Annotated in this window: 18 protein-coding genes; all 18 read left to right on the top strand. The window is 31.3% G+C overall.

Translation table 11 applies throughout. From position 1 onward, the window contains the following. Positions 1-107 precede the first annotated feature (107 nt). The 18 genes from L8X27_RS05180 to nuoH all read left to right on the top strand — a co-directional run bounded on the left by L8X27_RS05180 (position 108) and on the right by nuoH (position 18,841). Complete coding sequence (locus tag L8X27_RS05180; RefSeq protein ID WP_412175248.1) at positions 108-1,763, top strand: L-lactate permease; 1,656 nt, start codon at positions 108-110, stop codon at positions 1,761-1,763. A gap of 6 nt (positions 1,764-1,769) precedes the next feature. Next, positions 1,770-2,510, top strand: coding sequence for a (Fe-S)-binding protein (locus L8X27_RS05175; protein ID WP_263681107.1), 741 nt, complete (start codon positions 1,770-1,772; stop codon positions 2,508-2,510). Continuing rightward, positions 2,507-3,922 carry a LutB/LldF family L-lactate oxidation iron-sulfur protein gene (locus tag L8X27_RS05170; RefSeq protein ID WP_263660437.1) on the top strand — a complete coding sequence of 472 codons (1,416 nt, stop codon included), beginning with the start codon at positions 2,507-2,509 and terminating at the stop codon, positions 3,920-3,922. The genes L8X27_RS05175 and L8X27_RS05170 overlap by 4 nt, the downstream gene beginning before the upstream one ends. Further along, positions 3,915-4,565, top strand: coding sequence for a LutC/YkgG family protein (locus L8X27_RS05165; RefSeq protein WP_263660438.1), 651 nt, complete (start codon positions 3,915-3,917; stop codon positions 4,563-4,565). The genes L8X27_RS05170 and L8X27_RS05165 overlap by 8 nt, the downstream gene beginning before the upstream one ends. A 198-nt stretch (positions 4,566-4,763) precedes the next feature. Continuing rightward, positions 4,764-6,707 (top strand): BCCT family transporter, encoded by a 1,944-nt coding sequence (locus L8X27_RS05160; protein ID WP_263681105.1) that lies wholly within the window; start codon positions 4,764-4,766, stop codon positions 6,705-6,707. Positions 6,708-6,750: 43 nt separating this feature from the next. Beyond that, positions 6,751-8,286 carry an ABC transporter substrate-binding protein gene (locus tag L8X27_RS05155; RefSeq protein WP_263681104.1) on the top strand — a complete coding sequence of 512 codons (1,536 nt, stop codon included), beginning with the start codon at positions 6,751-6,753 and terminating at the stop codon, positions 8,284-8,286. A gap of 11 nt (positions 8,287-8,297) precedes the next feature. Further along, entirely contained in the window at positions 8,298-9,236 is a 939-nt protein-coding gene (locus L8X27_RS05150; RefSeq protein ID WP_318529732.1) for an ABC transporter permease, read from the top strand. Next, complete coding sequence (locus L8X27_RS05145; protein ID WP_263660441.1) at positions 9,229-10,005, top strand: ABC transporter permease; 777 nt, start codon at positions 9,229-9,231, stop codon at positions 10,003-10,005. Before L8X27_RS05150 ends, L8X27_RS05145 begins: the two co-directional genes overlap by 8 nt. Beyond that, entirely contained in the window at positions 10,002-10,775 is a 774-nt protein-coding gene (locus L8X27_RS05140; RefSeq protein ID WP_263681101.1) for an ATP-binding cassette domain-containing protein, read from the top strand. The genes L8X27_RS05145 and L8X27_RS05140 overlap by 4 nt, the downstream gene beginning before the upstream one ends. Then, a complete protein-coding gene (locus tag L8X27_RS05135; protein ID WP_133319469.1) occupies positions 10,759-11,427 on the top strand; it encodes an ATP-binding cassette domain-containing protein in 669 nt (222 codons plus the stop codon). Before L8X27_RS05140 ends, L8X27_RS05135 begins: the two co-directional genes overlap by 17 nt. A gap of 117 nt (positions 11,428-11,544) precedes the next feature. Next, positions 11,545-11,964 (top strand): NAD(P)H-quinone oxidoreductase subunit 3, encoded by a 420-nt coding sequence (locus L8X27_RS05130; RefSeq protein WP_220566531.1) that lies wholly within the window; start codon positions 11,545-11,547, stop codon positions 11,962-11,964. Then, positions 11,943-12,440: a NuoB/complex I 20 kDa subunit family protein gene (locus L8X27_RS05125; protein WP_039619352.1), complete on the top strand. Its 498-nt coding sequence runs from the start codon at positions 11,943-11,945 to the stop codon at positions 12,438-12,440. The genes L8X27_RS05130 and L8X27_RS05125 overlap by 22 nt, the downstream gene beginning before the upstream one ends. Continuing rightward, positions 12,440-13,231 carry an NADH-quinone oxidoreductase subunit C gene (locus L8X27_RS05120; protein WP_263671201.1) on the top strand — a complete coding sequence of 264 codons (792 nt, stop codon included), beginning with the start codon at positions 12,440-12,442 and terminating at the stop codon, positions 13,229-13,231. Before L8X27_RS05125 ends, L8X27_RS05120 begins: the two co-directional genes overlap by 1 nt. Position 13,232: 1 nt before the next feature. Continuing rightward, entirely contained in the window at positions 13,233-14,459 is a 1,227-nt protein-coding gene (gene nuoD / locus L8X27_RS05115; protein ID WP_263671202.1) for an NADH dehydrogenase (quinone) subunit D, read from the top strand. Beyond that, positions 14,456-14,683, top strand: coding sequence for an NADH-ubiquinone oxidoreductase subunit E family protein (locus L8X27_RS05110; RefSeq protein WP_263661961.1), 228 nt, complete (start codon positions 14,456-14,458; stop codon positions 14,681-14,683). The genes nuoD and L8X27_RS05110 overlap by 4 nt, the downstream gene beginning before the upstream one ends. Further along, positions 14,680-15,396, top strand: a complete 717-nt coding sequence (locus L8X27_RS05105; protein WP_133319474.1) for a hypothetical protein — start codon at positions 14,680-14,682, stop codon at positions 15,394-15,396. The genes L8X27_RS05110 and L8X27_RS05105 overlap by 4 nt, the downstream gene beginning before the upstream one ends. Next, the gene (locus L8X27_RS05100; RefSeq protein WP_263671203.1) at positions 15,393-17,846 is read left to right on the top strand and encodes an NADH-quinone oxidoreductase subunit G; all 2,454 of its coding nucleotides are present in this window, start codon (positions 15,393-15,395) and stop codon (positions 17,844-17,846) included. The genes L8X27_RS05105 and L8X27_RS05100 overlap by 4 nt, the downstream gene beginning before the upstream one ends. Further along, complete coding sequence (gene nuoH / locus L8X27_RS05095; protein WP_133319476.1) at positions 17,843-18,841, top strand: NADH-quinone oxidoreductase subunit NuoH; 999 nt, start codon at positions 17,843-17,845, stop codon at positions 18,839-18,841. The genes L8X27_RS05100 and nuoH overlap by 4 nt, the downstream gene beginning before the upstream one ends. The last annotated feature ends 4 nt before the right edge of the window (positions 18,842-18,845 follow it).

Below are 18,845 nucleotides of genomic sequence, written 5' to 3'. Positions count from 1 at the left end.
GAAATGTTACTCTTATACTCATATAGTTAATTTTTTCTAACAAAAATACACAAAAATAAAAATATTTGTTAAGCTAGATATTGGAAATTTTTATCAAAAGGAAAAATATGTGGCAACAAATATATAATCCATTTGACAACATACTTTTAAGTGCTTTGGTGGCTTTTTTGCCTATTTTGTGCTTTTTGCTTTCTCTTGTAGTTTTCAAACTCAAAGGCTATCAAGCAGGCTTTTTAACTCTTATTTTATCAAGTGTTGTGGCATTGTTTGCTTATGATATGCCGTTTTCTTTATTAGGTGCTAGCTTTATACAAGGTTTTGCAAATGGTATTTGGCCTATAGCTTGGATCATCATCGCGGCCATATTTTTATATAAACTTTCTATCAAATCAGGCTCGTTTGAAGTGATAAAACAAAGTGTTATGAGTATCACTCCAGATCATAGAATTCAAGTGATTTTGATTGGATTTTGTTTTGGTTCTTTTTTGGAAGGTGCTATAGGTTTTGGAGGGCCAGTGGCTATTACCGCTGCATTACTTGTAGGACTTGGGCTTAGACCATTATACGCCGCAGGACTTTGCCTCATAGCCAATACCGCTCCGGTAGCTTTTGGAGCAGTTGGAATTCCTATTATAGCGATGAGTAATCTAGCAGGTATAGAACAGCACAGTGTTTCAGCTATGGTGGGTAGGATGCTTGTGCCTCTTAGCTTGACTATACCATTTTTTATAGTATTTTTAATGGATGGTTTAAAAGGGGTTAAAGAAACCTTTCCTGCTATTTTTGTCGCAGCCGTTTCTTTTACTGCTACACAATTTTGGAGTTCAAATCATTTAGGTGCAGAACTTCCAGATATTATTTCAGCGGTTGTTTCTTTGTCTGTTACTACGATATTTTTAAAATTTTGGAAGCCAAAAAATATTTTTAGATTAGATGATGTAAAAGACTTTGAAAACTCACAAAAGCTAGAATTTAAAAAAGTATTTTTAGCTTGGATTCCTTTTATACTTTTGATTATTTGTATTATTATATGGACGCAACCTTGGTTTAAGGCTTTATTTGCTAAAGATGGAATATTAAATTTTATGCAATTTACTTTGAAATTTAATGAAGCCTTAGGAGCTATCATAAGTCCTGATATAGTTAATCCACAAATCACAAAAACAATGATTCCATCACATACTATAGATTTAGTAGCACAAGCAGGAACTGCTATTTTAGTGGCTGCTTTAATGAGCATTGTTGTGTTGAAAATAAAAATCAACGAAGCTACCGAGTGTTTTTGGGAAACTTTAAAAGAAATGGCCACTCCATGCTTAACTATAGGCTTAGTAGTTGCTTTTGCCTTTATAGCTAAAAATAGCGGTATGAGTACTACTTTAGGACTTGCTTTTTCAAATACAGGCGATGCTTATGCATTTTTTTCTCCCATCATAGGATGGATAGGTGTGTTTTTAACAGGTTCTGATACTAGTTCAAATTTGCTTTTTGGGACATTACAGCAAGTTAGTGCTCAAAAATTAGGAATTTCAGAAACTTTATTTTTAGCAGCAAATTCTGTTGGTGGAGTTGTGGGTAAAATGATATCTCCTCAAAGTATAGCGGTAGCTTGCGCAGCAGTTGGACTTGTAGGAAAAGAATCTGAATTGTTTAGATTTACTTTAAAATACTCAATAGGTTTTATAATTCTAATAGGAATTTGGACTTTTATTATAGCATTTTTCTTTCACGGGATCATCCCTGAAGCAGTGCTTTTAAAATAAGGATTGATGATGAAAAAAGTGTATTTATTTGCTACTTGTTTGGGTAGTGCGATAATGCAAGAAAGTGTTTTAAACGCGGTTAGACTTTTAAGAAGAGAGGGAGTTGAGGTTATATTTAAAAAGCAGCAAACTTGTTGCTCTCAACCCTCATTTAATTCAGGGTATTTTAAAGAAAGTAAAAATATAGCTTTGCATAATATAAAACTTTTTACTCAAAATTATCCTATAGTAGTGCCAAGCGGTTCTTGTGCGGGGATGATGAGTCATGATTATTTAGAGCTTTTCAAAGATGATGAGCATTTTAACTTGGTAAAGGAATTTAGCTCTAGAGTGATTGATCTTAGTCAGTATTTAGATGAGGTTTTAAAGGTTGATTATGAAGACAAAGGCGAACCTATAAAAGTGACTTGGCACTCTAATTGCCATGCATTAAGAATTCAAAAAAGCATACAAGCGAGCAAAAATCTGCTAAAAAAACTCAAAAATGTGGAATTAATTCCTCTAGAATTTGAAGAAGAATGCTGTGGTTTTGGAGGAACTTTTTCTGTGAAAGAGCCTCAAATTTCAAACTCTATGGCACAAGAAAAAATCAAAGATATCCAAAATACAGGCGTAAAATATGTATTAAGTTCTGATGGTGGGTGTTTGATGAATATTGCAGGCACGATGAGTAAAATGGGGCTTGATATAAAAGGAATTCATTTGTATGATTTTTTAAACAAGCGTCTTGAAGGAGTTGCGATATGAAAATGACACATGAACAAATTGTGGATGTGAAAATTCATGATAAGCAAATGCGAGAGAATTTAAGATCTGCCATGCATACTTTGCAAAAAAATCGTTTAAAAGTTATAGATGAGAAATTTAATGATTGGCAAGGACTAAGATCTAAAGCTAAGCAAGCTAAAAACAATGCTTTATCAACTTTACACGATAGGCTTTTAGAATTTGAACAAAATGCCACTAAAAATGGCATAAATGTCCATTGGGCGAGTTCTGATGAGGATGCCTGTGAGATTATATATGAATTAATGGTAGAAAAAAACATCGGTAAAATTCTAAAAGGTAAATCTATGGCTAGTGAGGAAATAGGTTTAAACCACTACCTAGAATCCAAAGGCTTAAAAGCCATAGAAACAGATTTAGGCGAACTTATATTGCAGTTAAATGATGAAACTCCCGTGCATATTGTAGTTCCAGCGGTGCATAAGAACCGCTATGAAATCGGTAAAATTTTTCAAGAAAAATTAGGCTCTAATTTAGAAAGTGAGCCAGAAAAGCTAAATTCTATTGCAAGAAAGCATTTAAGAGATGAATTTGAAGGGCTTAAAATGGGACTTAGCGGAGTAAATTTTGCTATGTCTAAAGAAGGCGCTTTTTGGCTTATAGAAAATGAGGGAAATGGTAGGATGTGCACCACAGCAAGTGATATACATGTAGCACTTTGTGGTATAGAAAAAGTTATGGAAAGCTTTGAAGATGCTGCCACTATGGTGTCTTTACTTACTCCATCAGCTACGGGTCAATTTATACCAACTTATAACAATATCATTACAGGACCTAGAAAAAATGGAGATTTAGATGGCCCAAAAGAAGTGCATATTATTCTTTTTGATCATAATAGAAGCAAAATGCTAAATGATGAAGATTATTATGAAGCTTTGCGTTGTATAAGATGTGGGGCTTGTATGAATTTTTGTCCTGTGTATGATAAAATAGGCGGCCATACTTATCAAAGTGTATATCCAGGGCCGATCGGAGAAGTCATAAGTCCTAATCTTTTTGGTATGCAAGAAAATGGTGATATTCTTACTTTTTGCTCGCTTTGTGGAAGATGTTCTGAAGTTTGTCCGGTAAGAATTCCTCTTGCGGATTTAATACGCAAATTAAGAGCAGCAAAAGTAGGTCAAGGAAGTTTTGATAATATCGCTCCAAATACTGCTGAAGCTATGGCATTTAAGATTTTTGAAAAAGTAGCTACAAGTCCTATTATTTGGAAAAATACTTTAGCAAATTTACATAATTTTAATTGGCTTTTGCAAAAAGGAAAAAATTCTTTACCAGTAGTTAAAAAATGGAGTGCTTATAAGGAATTTCCACAAATAAAACTTGATCTTTATAAAGAACTTGAAAATATGCAAGGAGTAAAGTGTGAGTAGAATAAATGAAATTTCTTCACAAAGCAAAAAAGCTATTTTGGATAAGATTAAAAATACACATTTATCTTTTGAAAAAATTCCGACTATAGATCCTATAGAGCATATCAAAACAAGTGATGATATGTATAGTGAGTTAAAAGAAAAAATGAGTGCAAATAAATACATAGTAGAAGAAAGCTCGTTAGAAAAATTAGAAGAAAAAATCAATCAAATTGTTAAAAGTTATGGCTATAAAAGTCTTATTTATCCTGATAATTTAAATTTAGATATAAATAAAATTGAAGCCGAAAAAAAGACTTGTTTTAATCAAGAGATTGAAAAAATACGAAAAGAAGTTTTTCATAGTGATTTTTCTATCATCCAAGCAAGAGTTGGAGTAAGCTCACATGGAGTTGCTTTAGTTTTGTCTGATAAAACTCAACCAAGAATGCTTTCTTTGGCTCCTATGCTTTGTATTGTCTTATTAAAAAAAGAAAATATTGTAAAAAGCATTAGCCAAGCATTGAATTTAGTAAAAGAAGAAAATGAAATTTTACCTAGCAATATTTTGTTTATAGCAGGGCCATCAAGAACTGCAGATATTGAACTTATCACTGTTTTTGGAGTTCATGGATCTCAAAAGGTTCATATTATACTTTATTGATTTATTTAGAATTTGCACTTAGTGTAAATTCTAAAATCACCTTCAAATCAAAAATTAACTTCTTGGTTTTTAAAACATTAATTAAATTATATTTTTATCAACCTTTGCTATTTTATTGATTTTAGTTATATTTAAGATATTTTTTGACATAGTAAAAAAGGTATTAACTTAAATTTTAAAACTATAAAAAGGAAAATCATGTTAAAAACAAGTTTTAAAAAGGCAGTATTTTTACCAAGTATTAGTATTATAGTTGTTTTAAGCCTTAGTTGTATTTTCTTGCCTAAACTTACAAATGATTTTATCAATCATATAAAAAGTGGAATTTTTGCAAATTTTTCATGGTTTTATATATTAAGTGTGAGCTTTTTTGTGTGTTTTATGCTCGCACTTGCACTTTCAAAATTTGGCGATATTAAACTCGGCGATGATGATGAAAAACCTCATTTTAAATTTACTTCTTGGCTTGCTATGCTTTTTGCTACGGGTATGGGCGTGGGGCTTATGTATTTTGGTGTGGCTGAACCTCTCATACATAAAAAAGCCTTGCAAACAAGCGATGAAGAAGCTATGCTACATACTATCTTTCACTGGGGAATTCACCCATGGGCTATTTATGGGGTGTGTGCTTTGGCTATGGCGTATTTTGGTTTTAGATATAAAATGCCTCTTAGTTTGCGTAGTGCTTTTTACCCTTTGCTTAAAGATAAAATTTATGGTTTTTGGGGAAATTTGGTTGATATGCTTGCTTTAATTGTCACGGTTTTTGGCATTAGCACTACACTTGGTTATAGTGCATCTCAACTAAATGCGGGCTTTTCAAATTTGGGTATTTTAAACGGACAAAGCTTTTTAGAACAAAGCGTGATTATAATCATCATTATTTCTTTAGCCACACTCTCATCGATTAGTGGCTTAACAAAGGGTTTAAAAATTTTAAGTGAAGCAAATTTAGTTTTTGCAGTGTGTTTAATGCTTTTTGTGCTTTTTTCAACAAATACCATCCAAATTCTTTCGCAATTTAGCTCTAATATTGGAAATTATTTGCAAAATTTAATTTCTTTGAGCTTTAAGACTTATTATTATGAAAAAGAACATATAGAATGGTTTAATAATTGGACTATTTATTATTGGGCTTGGTGGCTTAGTTGGGCACCTTTTGTGGGCTTTTTCATTGCTAAGATTTCTCGTGGTAGAACGATAAGGGAATTTATTTTTGGCGTGCTTGTAGTGCCTACTAGTTTTAATATACTTTGGTTTAGCATTTTTGGCAATAGTGCTTTAAATTTCAATGATATTTTAAGTCCTTTTACTTCAGCACCTGAAAGTTTGCTTTTTTATTTTTTACAAAATTTTTCTTTTTCTTATTTTAGTTCTTTGCTTGCGCTTTTGGTTTTAGCTTTGTTTTTCATCACTTCAGCAGATAGTGGGATATTTGTGTTAAATTCTTTAAGTAGTGGTGGCGCTCATGAGCCATACAAATGGCAAAATATCCTTTGGGGTTCTTTGCTTGCGCTTTTAGCTACTTCTTTGCTGTATTCAGGTGGCTTGGGGGCGATTTTAAGTATCACTATGATAGTGGCTTTACCTTTTGCATTTTTGCTTTGTTTGATGTGTTTTTCATTGCTTAAAGGCTTAATTGTAGATGTGAATTATTCTTTAACTAAGCTTAGTCAAAGTAGTGTGTATTTTACAGGAGAATTTTGGCAAGAAAGACTTGCTAGAATTTTAAAACAAAGCAAAGAACAAGACATACAAAATTTCTTAAATACCAAAGTTAAAAATGCTATGGAATCACTCAGCCAAAGTCTAAAAAACTACGGCTTGAAAACACAGATCGTTCAAGAAAAATCAAGTATAAGTTTGATTATAAAAAAAGAATTTGCAAAAGATTTTATCTATGGAGTGCAAGTAGTAAAAAAACAAGCAAGCCAAAGCATAATCGATGATAAATTTATGCCAACTTATTCTAAAGAATTTATCTTTGAGCCACAAACTTTCTTTGCTGATTCGCGTAATGGTTATAATATAGAGTATTTAAACGAGCAAGAAATCATCGTAGATATACTAAAGCAGTATGAGAGGTATTTGCAACTTTTATTTGATGATAAAAATGAAATTTTTACCAAAGCTTATGATTAAAAAGCGTTATAATTACACTTTATTCTTATAAGAAAGGCCTTTTATGTTGAGATTTTTTTTAATGTTTTTTTGTGCTTTAAATCTTTTTGCTATTACGCCAAAAGATACGATCGTTATAGCAGTGGAAAATGAGCCAGAGCGTATAAATCCGCTTTTTAGTGAAGATCATGATGTGGCAATTGCTCTTGTGTTTTCAGGACTTACACGCTTTGATGAAAATATGAATCTAGCGCCTGATCTTGCTAGATCTTGGAAAGTTAGTAAAGATGGGCTTGTTTATGAATTTACTTTAAGAGATGATATATTGTGGCATGATGGGACTAAATTTAGTGCCAAAGATGTGGAATTTAGTATAAATGCTTTAAAAGATGAGAAGTTAAATTCACCCTCAAAGGTAAATTTTGACGCAGTTAAAGAAGTAAAAATTATTGATGATTATCATTTGATTATCACACTTTCAAAGCCTTTTCCTGCATTTTTAGATGCTTTGAGTGTGGGAATTTTACCAAAACATTTACTTCAAAAAGAAAATTTAAATACTACTAAATTTAATCAAATGCCTATAGGAACAGGACCATATAAGCTAAAACAATGGAAAAAAGGTCAATACATGATCTTAGAAGCAAATGAAAATTATCATTTAGCTAAGGTAAAAACACCAAAACTCATACTAAAACATATTAAAGATCCAAGTATTAGTACTATTGAGCTTAAAAATGGTTCTATTGATGTAGCTTTAGTTGATTTTGCTCTAGCTTCAAATTTTGCAAATGATAAAAACTTTAAAATGCTTATAGAACCTTCAGCTGATTATCGTGCTTTGATGTTTAATTTTAATCATGAGTTTTTAAAAGATCAAAATGTGCGTTTAGCACTAAATTATGCTATCGATAAGAAAGCTATTGTGGATTCTCTTTTGCATTCTTTTGGAAAAGTAGCAAATCATCCTTTGGAAAAATCATGGGCAAATCCTAAAGAATTTGCAACTTATACTTATGATGTAAAAAAAGCAAATGAGCTTTTAGCAAAAGCAGGCTTTGTGAAAAACAAAAATGGAATTTTAGAAAAAAATGGCAAAGAATTTAGCTTTGAAATGTATGCTATGAGTGAAGATCCACTAAGAATAGCTTTGGTAAATATCTTACAAAGTGAGTTTTTAAAGCTTGGTATTAAGGCAAAGGCAGTTGCTAAGCCGAGTGGAAGTTTTGACTATACTAAGATTGACAGCTTTTTGGTAGGTTGGGGTAGTCCTTATGATCCTGATTTTCATATTTTTAGAGTTTTTGAAAGCTCTCAAGATAGTGCTTTAAACTCTAGTGGATGGAATTTTGGTCATTATCAAAATGCTAAAGTTGATGAAGCTTTGATAAAAGCTAGAAATTCACTTGATGTAAATGAAAGAAAAAAATACTATAAAGAATTTATTGACGCTTTATATAAAGATCCTGCATTTTTATTTATAGCTTATATTGATTATCCTTTAGTTTTTGCTAAAAATATCCAAGGTATAAAACCTCATATTTTAGGTCATCATGGGGTAGGTTTTACTTGGAATGCTTATGAGTGGAGCAAAAATTAGTGCTAAAACTCATTTTTAAACGCCTTTTATGGGCGTTTTTTTTGATGATTTTTGCAAGTTTTTTATGTTTTGTGATGATTTATCATGCTAAAGGAAGTGTGGTTTTTGCTAGTGTGCCTCAAGGAACTAGCCTTAAAATAAAAGAAGAAATCGAGCATAATTTAAATTTAGACAAGCCTTTATTAGAGCAGTATGAAAATTGGCTTTTTAATGCCATGAAAGGCGACTTTTCCTACTCTTTAATCAGCGGAGAAAAGGTTAGTGAAATTTTAAAAGAAAAACTTCCCTATACCATCATACTAGGAAGTTTGGCTTTTTTTATACTTTTTGTGTTATCTTTGGTTTTAGCACTTTTTTGCGTTCTTTATAAAGATAGTTTTTTGGATAAAATTATTACCTTTTCAACGATGAGTTTTTTTGCATTGCCTACTTTTTCTTTATCGCTAATGCTTATTTTAGTTTTTGCTGTATTTTTTAAGCTTTTTCCAAGTTCGGCTATTGCTGATATTGGCTTTGAAGATGATGTATTTAATCGTTTGTGGCATTTGTTTTTACCAGTATGTGCTTTAGTGCTTTCACATTTAGCTGTTTGTGTGCGTTTTATAAGGACAAGTTTGATTGATAGTTTAAATCAGGGCTTTATAGAAAGTGCTTTTGCAAGAGGGCTTAGTAAAAAAAGAATTTATTTGCATTTTGTATTAAAAGATGCTTTTGCTTCTATACTCGCGTATTTTGGTGCTTCCTTTGTGAGTTTTTTAATGGGAACTTATATAGTAGAAAGTGTGTTTTCTTATGAGGGTGTTGGAAATTTAGTGATTAAAAGTATATTGTTTAAAGACTATCCTGTGGTGCTAGCTGTGGTAATTTTTAGCATTTTAGTGGTAGTGCTTGTAAATTTGATCGTAGAGATAATTTGCAAGATGATTAATCCAAGGTTTGCCAATGCGTAAGTTTTATGTGATGATGATTTTACTAAGTTTCATTTTAGCACTTTTTGTACCTTTAATAAGTTCTTATGATCCTAATTTAGTGGATTTAAGCAAGGCTAAAATAGCCCCAAATTTAAGTCATATTTTTGGCACAGATTTACTTGGTAGAGATGTTTTTACGCGTATTTTATATGCCTTGCGTATTTCTTTATTTGTAGGGGTAATGGCGGCATTTTTTAGCGTGCTTTTTGCTTGTGTTTATGTGTTTTTAACAAGATTTTTTGCTTATGCCTTTTTTGCTAGAGTGCTTGATATGCTTTTGGCTTTACCTTCTTTACTTGTGATTATGTTTTTTCAAAGTTTTTTGGCGGGATCTTTGTGGAGTATGATTTTTATCATCGCTTTGGGGCATTTTGCTTTTGTGGCAAAAGTACTTGATACTCAGCTTAATAAATTTCAAAAACTTGAGTTTTATCAAAATGCTATTATTCTAGGCTCTAGTAAGATGAAAGCTTTATTTAGTGAGCTTTTACCTGCTTGTTGGAATTTGCTTTTTGTGCTTTTTGTTTTAAATATTGCTCATGCTATTACAAGTGAAGCTACTTTAAGCTTTTTTGGCTTGGGCGTAGAGCTTTGGACTCCAAGTTTAGGAAATATGTTAAATGAAGCAAGTAAGGCTGTGTTTTTGGGATTTTGGTGGATGATAGTTTTTCCAGTAGCCTTTATACTTATGCTTATCCTACCTTTGCTTGCTTTGGGTAATGACTTACAAGAAGAGATTAAAGCATGATAGAAATTGCAAATTTAAATCTTAGCTTTAAAGATAAGATCTTATTAAAAGATATAAATCTTAATTTAGAAGATGGTAAAGCTTTGGCTATCATGGGTAAAAGTGGAGCGGGAAAAAGCTTGCTTTTAAAAAGCATGATTAAGCTTTTTGATAAACACTATAAGCTTAATGCACAAAAATTTAGGATAGATCAAAAAGATATTTTAATTTTAAAAGAAAAAGAGCTAAATATTTTAAGAACTAAGGTAAATTTACTTTTTCAAGATGTTTATGGGAGTTTTTATCCTCTTGTTGATATAGGGAGTTATTTTAATATAGCTTTAAAAACTCATACTAATTTAAGCACAAAAGAGATTAAAGAAAAGGCCTTTTATTATTTTGAGTGTTTAGGGCTTAAAAATCATGATCTTTTATGGCATTCTTTTATATATCAGCTAAGTGGTGGTATGGCAAGACGCATTCAAATAGCTCTAGCTTTACTAAGCGAGGCTAAGTATTTATTGTGTGATGAGATTACAAGCTCACTTGATAGAGCTAATGAAGAAAAAATCATCGCTATTTTAAAAGAGTTAAAAACACAATTTAAAAATCTCATTTTCATTACTCATGATATAAATTTAGCTAAAGAGCTTTGTGATGAGGTGGCTATCATAGAAGATAAAACTTTGATTTATCAAATGCCCGTGAAAGAGTTTTTAAGCAATCCAAAAGGTGTTTTTGCTAAAGAACTGTTAAATTATTTTGAGAATGAGAATGTTTTTAGAAGTTAAAAATTTAAGCAAATCTTATAAATTTAAAAAACATTGGTATTTAAAGGAAGAGGAAATTTTTGTTTTTAAAGATGTGAGTTTTTCTCTAAATCAAAATGAAAATTTATTGCTTTGTGGGGAAAGTGGTAGTGGTAAAAGCACTTTAGCTAAAATTCTTTGTATGCTTGAATGTGCAAATACTGGAGAAGTTTTGTTTGAAAATGAAAATATATTAAATTTAGATTTTAACGCTCAAAGAAAATTACGCCAAAAAATTCAATATATTTTCCAAGATCAAAAGCTAGCTTTAAATCCTTACAAAAATACCAAAAGACTTTTGATTGATGTGTATGAAAATTTTAAACTTAAGCCCGATTTTGGAGAGCTTTTTAAACTTTTTGATGCTTTTGAGCTTGAAAAAGATATTTTAAATTTAAAACCTTCTAAATTAAGTGGCGGTCAAAGCCAAAGATTAGGTTTGATTAGAGCTTTGCTTTTAAAACCAAAATTGCTTATTTTAGATGAAATCACAGCAGCACTTGATATACCAACTACTTGTAAAATTCTAAATTATTTATATGCTTTTCAAAAAAAATACGATATTACTTATATTTTTATTTCTCATCAGGAAAAAATCTTACAAGATATTTGTCATAAAAAAATGTATTTATAAAAAGATAAAAACTGTTTCATTTTGAAATACATAAAAATTTATTTTTTTGATAATAAGTTTTTATATAGCTAAATTGAAGTAAAATAAATTTAATTATGCTTAAATAAAAGGTTTATTATGACGCACGCAACTATAGAGCATCAATACTTTGGCATCTTTGCAATGCTTGTTATTGCAAGTGTTATATTTTTTACTTTGGTGTATATTTCTTCTAAAATAGGCTCTAAGCTAGCCTCTCATAATAGAAAAAAACTTGGACTAGGAATTTATGAGTGTGGGCCTATGGCTTCTAAACAAGCAAATAAAATCAATTCTCAATTTTTTGTTTTTGCATTGATTTTTATTTTGCTTGATATTGAAGTGGTGTTTTTATTTCCTTGGGCGGTGATTTTTAAAGATTTAACCGCAGAACTTTCAAAATATGGCTTATCTTTATTTGCCTTAGTGGAAGTGTTTGTTTTTATTTTATTACTTGCAGTAGGCTTTTTATATGCTTATAAAAAAGGAGCATTTGCATGGCAGAGTATCAAAAAATGAGTAATGCGCCAGTTGTTTTAACTACGGTTGATAAGTTAGTGCAATGGGGTAGAAGTAATTCTTTATGGGCACTATCTTATGGACTTGCCTGTTGTGCTATTGAAATGATGGCAGCAGGTGGTGCAAGATATGATTTTGATAGATTTGGAACAATTTTTAGAGCAAGTCCAAGACAATCTGAAGTAATGATTATAGCGGGTACTTTAAGTAAAAAACATGCTGAATTTACAAGAAGACTTTATGATCAAATGCCTGATCCTAAATGGGTTATTTCTATGGGTTCTTGTGCAAATACCGGCGGTATGTTTAATACCTATTCTACTGTCCAAGGAGTGGATAGGATTATTCCTGTTGATATTTATGTGCCAGGTTGTGCTCCGCGTCCTGAAACTTTTCAATTTGCTTTGATGATTTTGCAAAAAAGAATTCGTAAAGAAAAAGCAAGCAGAAAAATAGCTCCAAAAAGGCTTATATGATGAGAAAATATAGCGATAAGAAAAATGCTCAGCTAAAAAATTATTATGAGGATAGATTTTACCATGCACCTGCAACTAAAAAACTAAGCACAGAGGGTAGTGTTTTTGAGAGTGATCATCAAATTTTAAGCCAAGAATTTGAGTTAAAAAATTCTTTTATAGAGCTTGATTTTTGGGTGATTGAGATAAACAAAGATGATAATGTTGCTATTATTGATAAGCTTAAGAATTTAGGTTATAGCTGTTTTACTGATGCAAGTGCGATTGATTTTGTCGCTCAAAAACAGGGTTTTGAAGTATATTATCAGCTTTTAAATATGGAGAAAAATTTAAGAGTGAGAATAAAAACTTTCGTTGGTTTAAAAGAAAGGCTTCAAAGTGTTATGAGTGTTTTTAAGGGTGCTAATTGGTGTGAGAGAGAAATATATGATATGTTTGGAATTTTCATCATCAATCATCCAAATTTAAAAAGACTTTTAATGCCTGATGATTGGTATGGACATCCTTTTTTAAAAAGCTATCCTTTGCATGGTGATGAATTTGCTAAGTGGTATGAGATAGATAAAATTTTTGGAAAAGAATACCGCGAGGTTGTAGGTGAGGAAAATAGAGATCCAGGTTTTGTAGATGAAAAAGACACGCTAAACTTTAGTAGAATTTATCATGAGGTTGGTAAAGGCGAAGCTCCAAGAGAGGATAAATACCTACAAGAATATCAAGAAGAAGGTGGCGTGCCTTTTGTGAAAAAAGCCAAAAGAACGCAAGTAAAAATTTTAGATAAGAGAAGATAAAATGCAAATTTCTACTAAATTAAAACCTTATTATGAAAATATAAGCTTTGAGCGTGAAGATGGCACCATGATAGTAAATCTTGGCCCTCAACATCCAAGTGCTCATGGAAATTTACGCCTTATTTTAGAGCTTGATGGAGAAGAAATCACCAAGGCTGCTCCTTGTATAGGTTATATGCATCGTGGTATGGAAAAAATGGCTGAAAATATGATCTATCAAGAGTTTATCCCAACTACTGATAGAATGGATTATATCGCAGCTAGTGCAAATAATTATGCCTATGTAGCTGCTGTGGAAAAACTTTGTGGTTTGGAAATTCCACGCAGAGCAAGTGTGATAAGGATGATTTTACTTGAGTTAAACCGTATTGCTTCGCATTTGTTATGGCTTGCTACACATGCGCTTGATATTGGTGCGATGACAGTATTTTTATACTGCTTTAGAGAGCGTGAGTATGTGCTTGATCTAATAGAAAAATATTGCGGGGCAAGACTTACGCATTCATCTATGAGAATAGGCGGGGTAATGCTTGATTTACCTGAAGGTTTTTTAGATGAACTTTTGGTATTTTGTAATAAATTTCCAAATGATATAAAAGATTATGAAGCTTTGCTTGATGATAATAGAATTTGGCGCGCAAGAACTGAAAATGTAGGAGTTGTAAGCAAAGAACAAGCGCTAAGTTGGGGTTGTAGTGGGGTTATGCTAAGAGGAAGTGGTATTGCTTATGATGTTAGAAAAGAAGAGCCTTATTTGCTTTATGATGAGGTAGATTTTGGCGTGCCTGTGGCCAAAATGGGTGATTCTTATGCAAGATATAAGGTTTATATGCAAGAATTTAGAGAAAGTTTAAAAATTTTAGTTCAATGTGCTAAGCTTTATCAAGATACTCCGCCTGAAATTTTATGCAATCATCCTGAGTATGTAAGTGCTTCAAAAGAGCAAATCATGACGCAAAATTATTCTCTTATGCAACATTTTGTCCTAGTAACCCAAGGTTTAAAACCACCAAAAGGAGAGGCGTATGTGCCAACTGAAAGTCCAAAAGGCGAACTTGGATTTTTTATCCACTCAGATGGTAGCGGTAAGCCATATAGATTAAGAGCTAGAACCCCAAGCTTTTTTCATTGTGCATTTTTAGAAGAAATGCTTGTTGGATCATATTTGGCTGATGCAGTGGCAATTTTAGGAAGTATTAATATAGTTTTAGGCGAGATAGACCGATGAGACGCGTGGATTTAAGAAAAAGTCAAGATTTGTTTAAAGACTTAGAACAAATTATTAAAAATGCTTATATGGGTGAAGTTTTAGTAGTTTTATTTGAAATAGGAGATTTTTCTAATGTAGAAAAAAGTTTTGCCTTCATAAAAGAGCAAAATTGTGAACTTTTAAATTCTTTAAAATTTAATCAAGTAGATTGGACTATAGTTTTTAAAAAGGTAGGACAATGAAATTAGCAAAATATCAAGAAGGCTTAAATGCTTTGTGTTTTGTGGATTTGCTTTCTTTAAAAAATCCTTCACTTTGCGCTAAGCTTAACAAAAGTAAAAATTATAATATTTCTTGTTTAGAGGATAAAAATTTAAAAGCAAACTTTTATAAATGTGAGATTGCAAGTGTGCCTTTCGTGCTTGCTTTGCTTTGTAAGATGAGCTTGGAGACTGAATTTGACGAATTTGATGAGGGGTATTTAAGTGCTGAATCTTGCTTTGGTGAAGAAGAAGCTTTAGAGATTTTAGAGTTTTTAAAAGAAGCAAAATGTATTATTTTTGATGAAAATTTATATCAACATAAAGATTTTGAAAATATTAAGTATTTTTTAGAAAAACTTTGTCATAAATTTAATCTTTTGCTAATTTGCTCTAATGAAAATGAAGAAAATTTATCAATACAAAATTCTTTTAGTGAGCTTTTAGAACTTGATAATTTTGATGGAACTATTATCATGCAAGCACCTTTGGGAGACAAAAATTTGCATTGCTCTTCTTCCTTTGCTTTAATTGCTAAGGTTAAGGATGAGGATAAAATTAATTTAAAAATAAACACTCAAGAATTTACAACTATAGTAAAAATCAATCATGACTTGAAAGGCACGGTGGCTTTGTTTGATTATGAAAGCGCTGATTTTGCTTTTTCAAAAGCTCAAGTTAAGGTTATAAAATGAAAGTTATCATTAATGGTATAGAATGTGAGGCAAATGAGGGTGAGTATATCTTAAATGTCGCAAGAAAAAATGATATTTTCATTCCTGCAATTTGTTATTTAAATGGTTGTTCTCCAACACTTGCTTGTCGTATGTGTATGGTAGAAGCTGATGGTAAAAAGGTTTATTCTTGCAATACTAAAGTTAAAGAAGGTATGGTAGTAGAAAGTGATTTATCAAATTTATGGGATGAGCGTAATGCTATCATGCAAGCATATTGCATCAACCACCCTTTACAATGTGGGGTATGTGATAAATCCGGTGAGTGTGAGCTTCAAAACTTTACACACAAAGCAAGAGTAAATGTGCAAAATTATTGGATTAAAGATACCCATAAAGAGCATAAAAAATGGGGCGAGATTAATTATGATCCAGCTTTATGTATAGTGTGTGAAAGATGTATTACAGTTTGTAAAGATAAAATAGGAGAAAGCGCTTTAAAAACTACTCCAAGAGGAGCAAATACACCCGATGCAAGCTTTAAAGAAAGTATGAGTAAAGATGCGCTAGCTATTTGGACTAAATTTCAAAAGAGTTTAATTGCGCCAAGTGGTGGCGATATACTTGATTGTTCTTTTTGTGGAGAATGTACAAGTGTATGTCCAACGGGAGCTTTGGTGGGTTCGGCTTTTCAATATACATCTAATGCTTGGGAGTTAAAGAAAATTCCAGCTAGTAATCCACATTCAAGTGATTGTGAGTTGATGTATTATGATATTAAACAAACTAGTATTAATAATCAAAAAGAAAAAATTTATAGAGTGAGCAATGATTTTGCTTTTGCTACGCTAAATAAAGCCGCAAGATATGGTTTTAATACCCAAAATGAAGTTCAAGGTAAAGATGAAAAAGCCTTTGAAAAATTAGTAAATATGATAAAAAATAATGAAATAGAAAATATTTTATTTAATAGTTTTATTACTAATGAAGAAGCTTTAATCTTGCAAAATTTAAGTAAAAAATTTAATCTTAATCTTATAAATCATGAAGCTAAAAAATTCCAAGATTTCCTAGCTTGTTTTTATCAAAATGCAAATGCAATGTATAATGCAAATACAGACGATATCACTCAAAGTGATTTTTTAATCATCGTAGGTTCATTTTTACGCTATGATGCGCCAACGCTAGGATATAAAGTTAATAACGCTTTGGTAATGAATAAAGGTGCAGGGCTATATTTTCACCCTATAAAAGATAAAGGTGTGGATAAATATTCTAAAAATTTCTTGCAGATTAATCATGATATTAAAGATAATGAAAGTATTTTATTATTTATCTTGCAAAAATTTGCCAAAGAGCTTCCGCAGGATTTTAAAAACACATTAGAAAATGCGTATTATCAAGATACAAAAGAAATAGAAGAAACTATCAATGAAGAAGTTATTGAAAAGATAGAAAAGCAAAATGAAAACGGCGAAACTATTATAGAAGAAGTTAAAAAACTTGTGCCTAAAAAAATTAAAAAAAGCATAGAGGTGCGAAGATCAAATTATGCGAAAAATCTTGGCATAGATGAGGATATTTTAGAAACTTTACTCGTAAAAAAGCAAAAATTTACACTTATTATAGGAAGTGATTTTTACTATGATGAGCAAAGTGCCAAGCTAGCAAAACTTTGTGCTTTGGTGCAAAAATATACTGAATTTAAAGTCTTTTTAAATCCAACTTGCACTAATACCTTAGGCGTGAGTTTAATTTGTGATTTAAGTCAAGATTTTCAAGTAGGAAAAACATTAGGTTATAACGAAAAAGGCGATTTTACTTTTTCTTATGATGGGCATTTTGATCTTGCAAGTTCTAGTTTAAATCAACAAGAAGGTAGCTTTGTAAATTATGATAAAAGATTAGTTCCTACAAATGCGGCTTTAGAATTTAAAGGTTATTTTTTAAATGATTTGGCAAATGCCTTAGGTTTTGATGAAGAATTTACAATCAACTATACTAAATTTTTACCACAAAATAAAGGCTTTAGGGTAATTGACTTTGATGAGTTAGAAAATCATTATGATAATGGTGGGGTAAATCATAGAGGCTATGAGCTCGATTTTTCCCATTTTGAGTTTGAAAAAACATTAAGTGTTCAAGAAGTTAAAGAGCAAAATGAAGGAAATTTAACTTTATATCATGCAAATAGCATTCATCAGTTTTCAAAGCTTAGTAATAGAGCTTTTAATGAGGTTGGAGCTTTATTTTTATCGTCTGATTTAATGCAAAAATTTGATTTAAACCAAGATGATAGTGTTATTTTAAAAAATGAAAAAACTCAAATTGCTATAAGTGTAAAATGTGATGAATCTTTAGAAAATGGTGCGTATTTAGGGGATTATGATAGTAAGATTGATTATAAATCTTTATTTGATAATACTCGATATGTAAAAGTTTGGCTTGAAAAAGCAGGAGCTAAAATATGAGTGATATTACTTTTTTTATTGTAGAAACAATTATAAAATGCGTGCTTGTTATAGCTATTTTTGCTACTTTAGCAGGCTTGGCAACTTATCTTGAAAGAAAGGCTTTGGCTTTATTTCATCGTCGTTTAGGGCCTGATATGGTAGGTCCTTTTGGATTGCTTCAAGTAGTTGCTGATATGATTAAACTTTTTACTAAAGAGGATATAGTGCCAACTTATGCTCAAAAAGTGGTATTTTTAATTGCTCCATTGATTGCAGCAATTTGTGCTTTTGTAGCAATTGCAGCTATACCTATTTTTCCTGAATTTACTTTATTTGGTAGAGTGATTCGTCCTATTATCGCTGATATTAATGTGGCCTTGCTTTTTGTTGTAGGTATGGGTGGAGTTAGTTTTTATGCGATTTTTTTAGGAGGTTTAGCAAGTAATAATAAATGGTCGCTGCTAGGCGGGGCAAGAGGGCTTGTTTCTATTATCTCTTATGAGAGCGTTGCAGGGCTTTCTTTGGTGTGTGTTGTAATGCTTGTTGGATCTTTGTCTTTAGTAGATATTAATAACTATCAAAGTGATGGCATACTTTCTTGGCTTATTTTTAAACAACCTTTAGCTTTTATTTTATTTGTGATAGCTATTTTTATAGAAACTAATAGAACTCCACTTTGTTTAAGTGAAAACGAAACTGAACTTGTTTCAGGTTATGGCACTGAATATAGCGGACTTAGATGGGGTATGTTTTTTATCGGAGAATATACAGCCATGATTACCGGAGCGATTATGATATCGCTTTTATTTTTGGGTGGATTTAATGATTTTTGGATTATACCAGGGGCTATTATGATGCTTTTGAAAGTGTCTTTTGTGTTCTTTTGGTATTTTTGGGCTAGAGGTGCTTTTCCGCAACTGCGTCCTGATCAAGTAATGAGAATGTGTTATTTGATTTTAATACCTTTAGCGGTTTTAAATTTATTAATTAGTGCTTTAGTACTTGTGATATAGGAAA

The sequence above is a fragment of the Campylobacter sp. CNRCH_2015_1657 genome (assembly GCF_025772685.1).
In the GTDB taxonomy this organism is placed as follows: domain Bacteria; phylum Campylobacterota; class Campylobacteria; order Campylobacterales; family Campylobacteraceae; genus Campylobacter_D; species Campylobacter_D lari_D.
The sequence above is the reverse complement of the archived record's forward strand: the minus strand, read 5'-3'. Positions and strand labels throughout refer to the sequence as shown.

Excerpts from the sequence above, each read along its gene's own strand:
- nuoD (WP_263671202.1), top strand. The coding sequence starts at position 13,233 with ATGCAAATTTCTACTAAATTAAAACCTTATTATGAAAATATAAGCTTT.
- L8X27_RS05160 (WP_263681105.1), top strand. The coding sequence starts at position 4,764 with ATGTTAAAAACAAGTTTTAAAAAGGCAGTATTTTTACCAAGTATTAGT.
- L8X27_RS05145 (WP_263660441.1), top strand. The coding sequence starts at position 9,229 with ATGCGTAAGTTTTATGTGATGATGATTTTACTAAGTTTCATTTTAGCA.
- L8X27_RS05180 (WP_412175248.1), top strand. The coding sequence starts at position 108 with ATGTGGCAACAAATATATAATCCATTTGACAACATACTTTTAAGTGCT.
- L8X27_RS05155 (WP_263681104.1), top strand. The coding sequence starts at position 6,751 with ATGTTGAGATTTTTTTTAATGTTTTTTTGTGCTTTAAATCTTTTTGCT.
- L8X27_RS05125 (WP_039619352.1), top strand. The coding sequence starts at position 11,943 with ATGGCAGAGTATCAAAAAATGAGTAATGCGCCAGTTGTTTTAACTACG.
- L8X27_RS05130 (WP_220566531.1), top strand. The coding sequence starts at position 11,545 with ATGACGCACGCAACTATAGAGCATCAATACTTTGGCATCTTTGCAATG.
- L8X27_RS05140 (WP_263681101.1), top strand. The coding sequence starts at position 10,002 with ATGATAGAAATTGCAAATTTAAATCTTAGCTTTAAAGATAAGATCTTA.
- nuoH (WP_133319476.1), top strand. The coding sequence starts at position 17,843 with ATGAGTGATATTACTTTTTTTATTGTAGAAACAATTATAAAATGCGTG.
- L8X27_RS05135 (WP_133319469.1), top strand. The coding sequence starts at position 10,759 with ATGTTTTTAGAAGTTAAAAATTTAAGCAAATCTTATAAATTTAAAAAA.
- L8X27_RS05175 (WP_263681107.1), top strand. The coding sequence starts at position 1,770 with ATGATGAAAAAAGTGTATTTATTTGCTACTTGTTTGGGTAGTGCGATA.
- L8X27_RS05120 (WP_263671201.1), top strand. The coding sequence starts at position 12,440 with ATGAGAAAATATAGCGATAAGAAAAATGCTCAGCTAAAAAATTATTAT.
- L8X27_RS05110 (WP_263661961.1), top strand. The coding sequence starts at position 14,456 with ATGAGACGCGTGGATTTAAGAAAAAGTCAAGATTTGTTTAAAGACTTA.
- L8X27_RS05105 (WP_133319474.1), top strand. The coding sequence starts at position 14,680 with ATGAAATTAGCAAAATATCAAGAAGGCTTAAATGCTTTGTGTTTTGTG.
- L8X27_RS05100 (WP_263671203.1), top strand. The coding sequence starts at position 15,393 with ATGAAAGTTATCATTAATGGTATAGAATGTGAGGCAAATGAGGGTGAG.
- L8X27_RS05170 (WP_263660437.1), top strand. The coding sequence starts at position 2,507 with ATGAAAATGACACATGAACAAATTGTGGATGTGAAAATTCATGATAAG.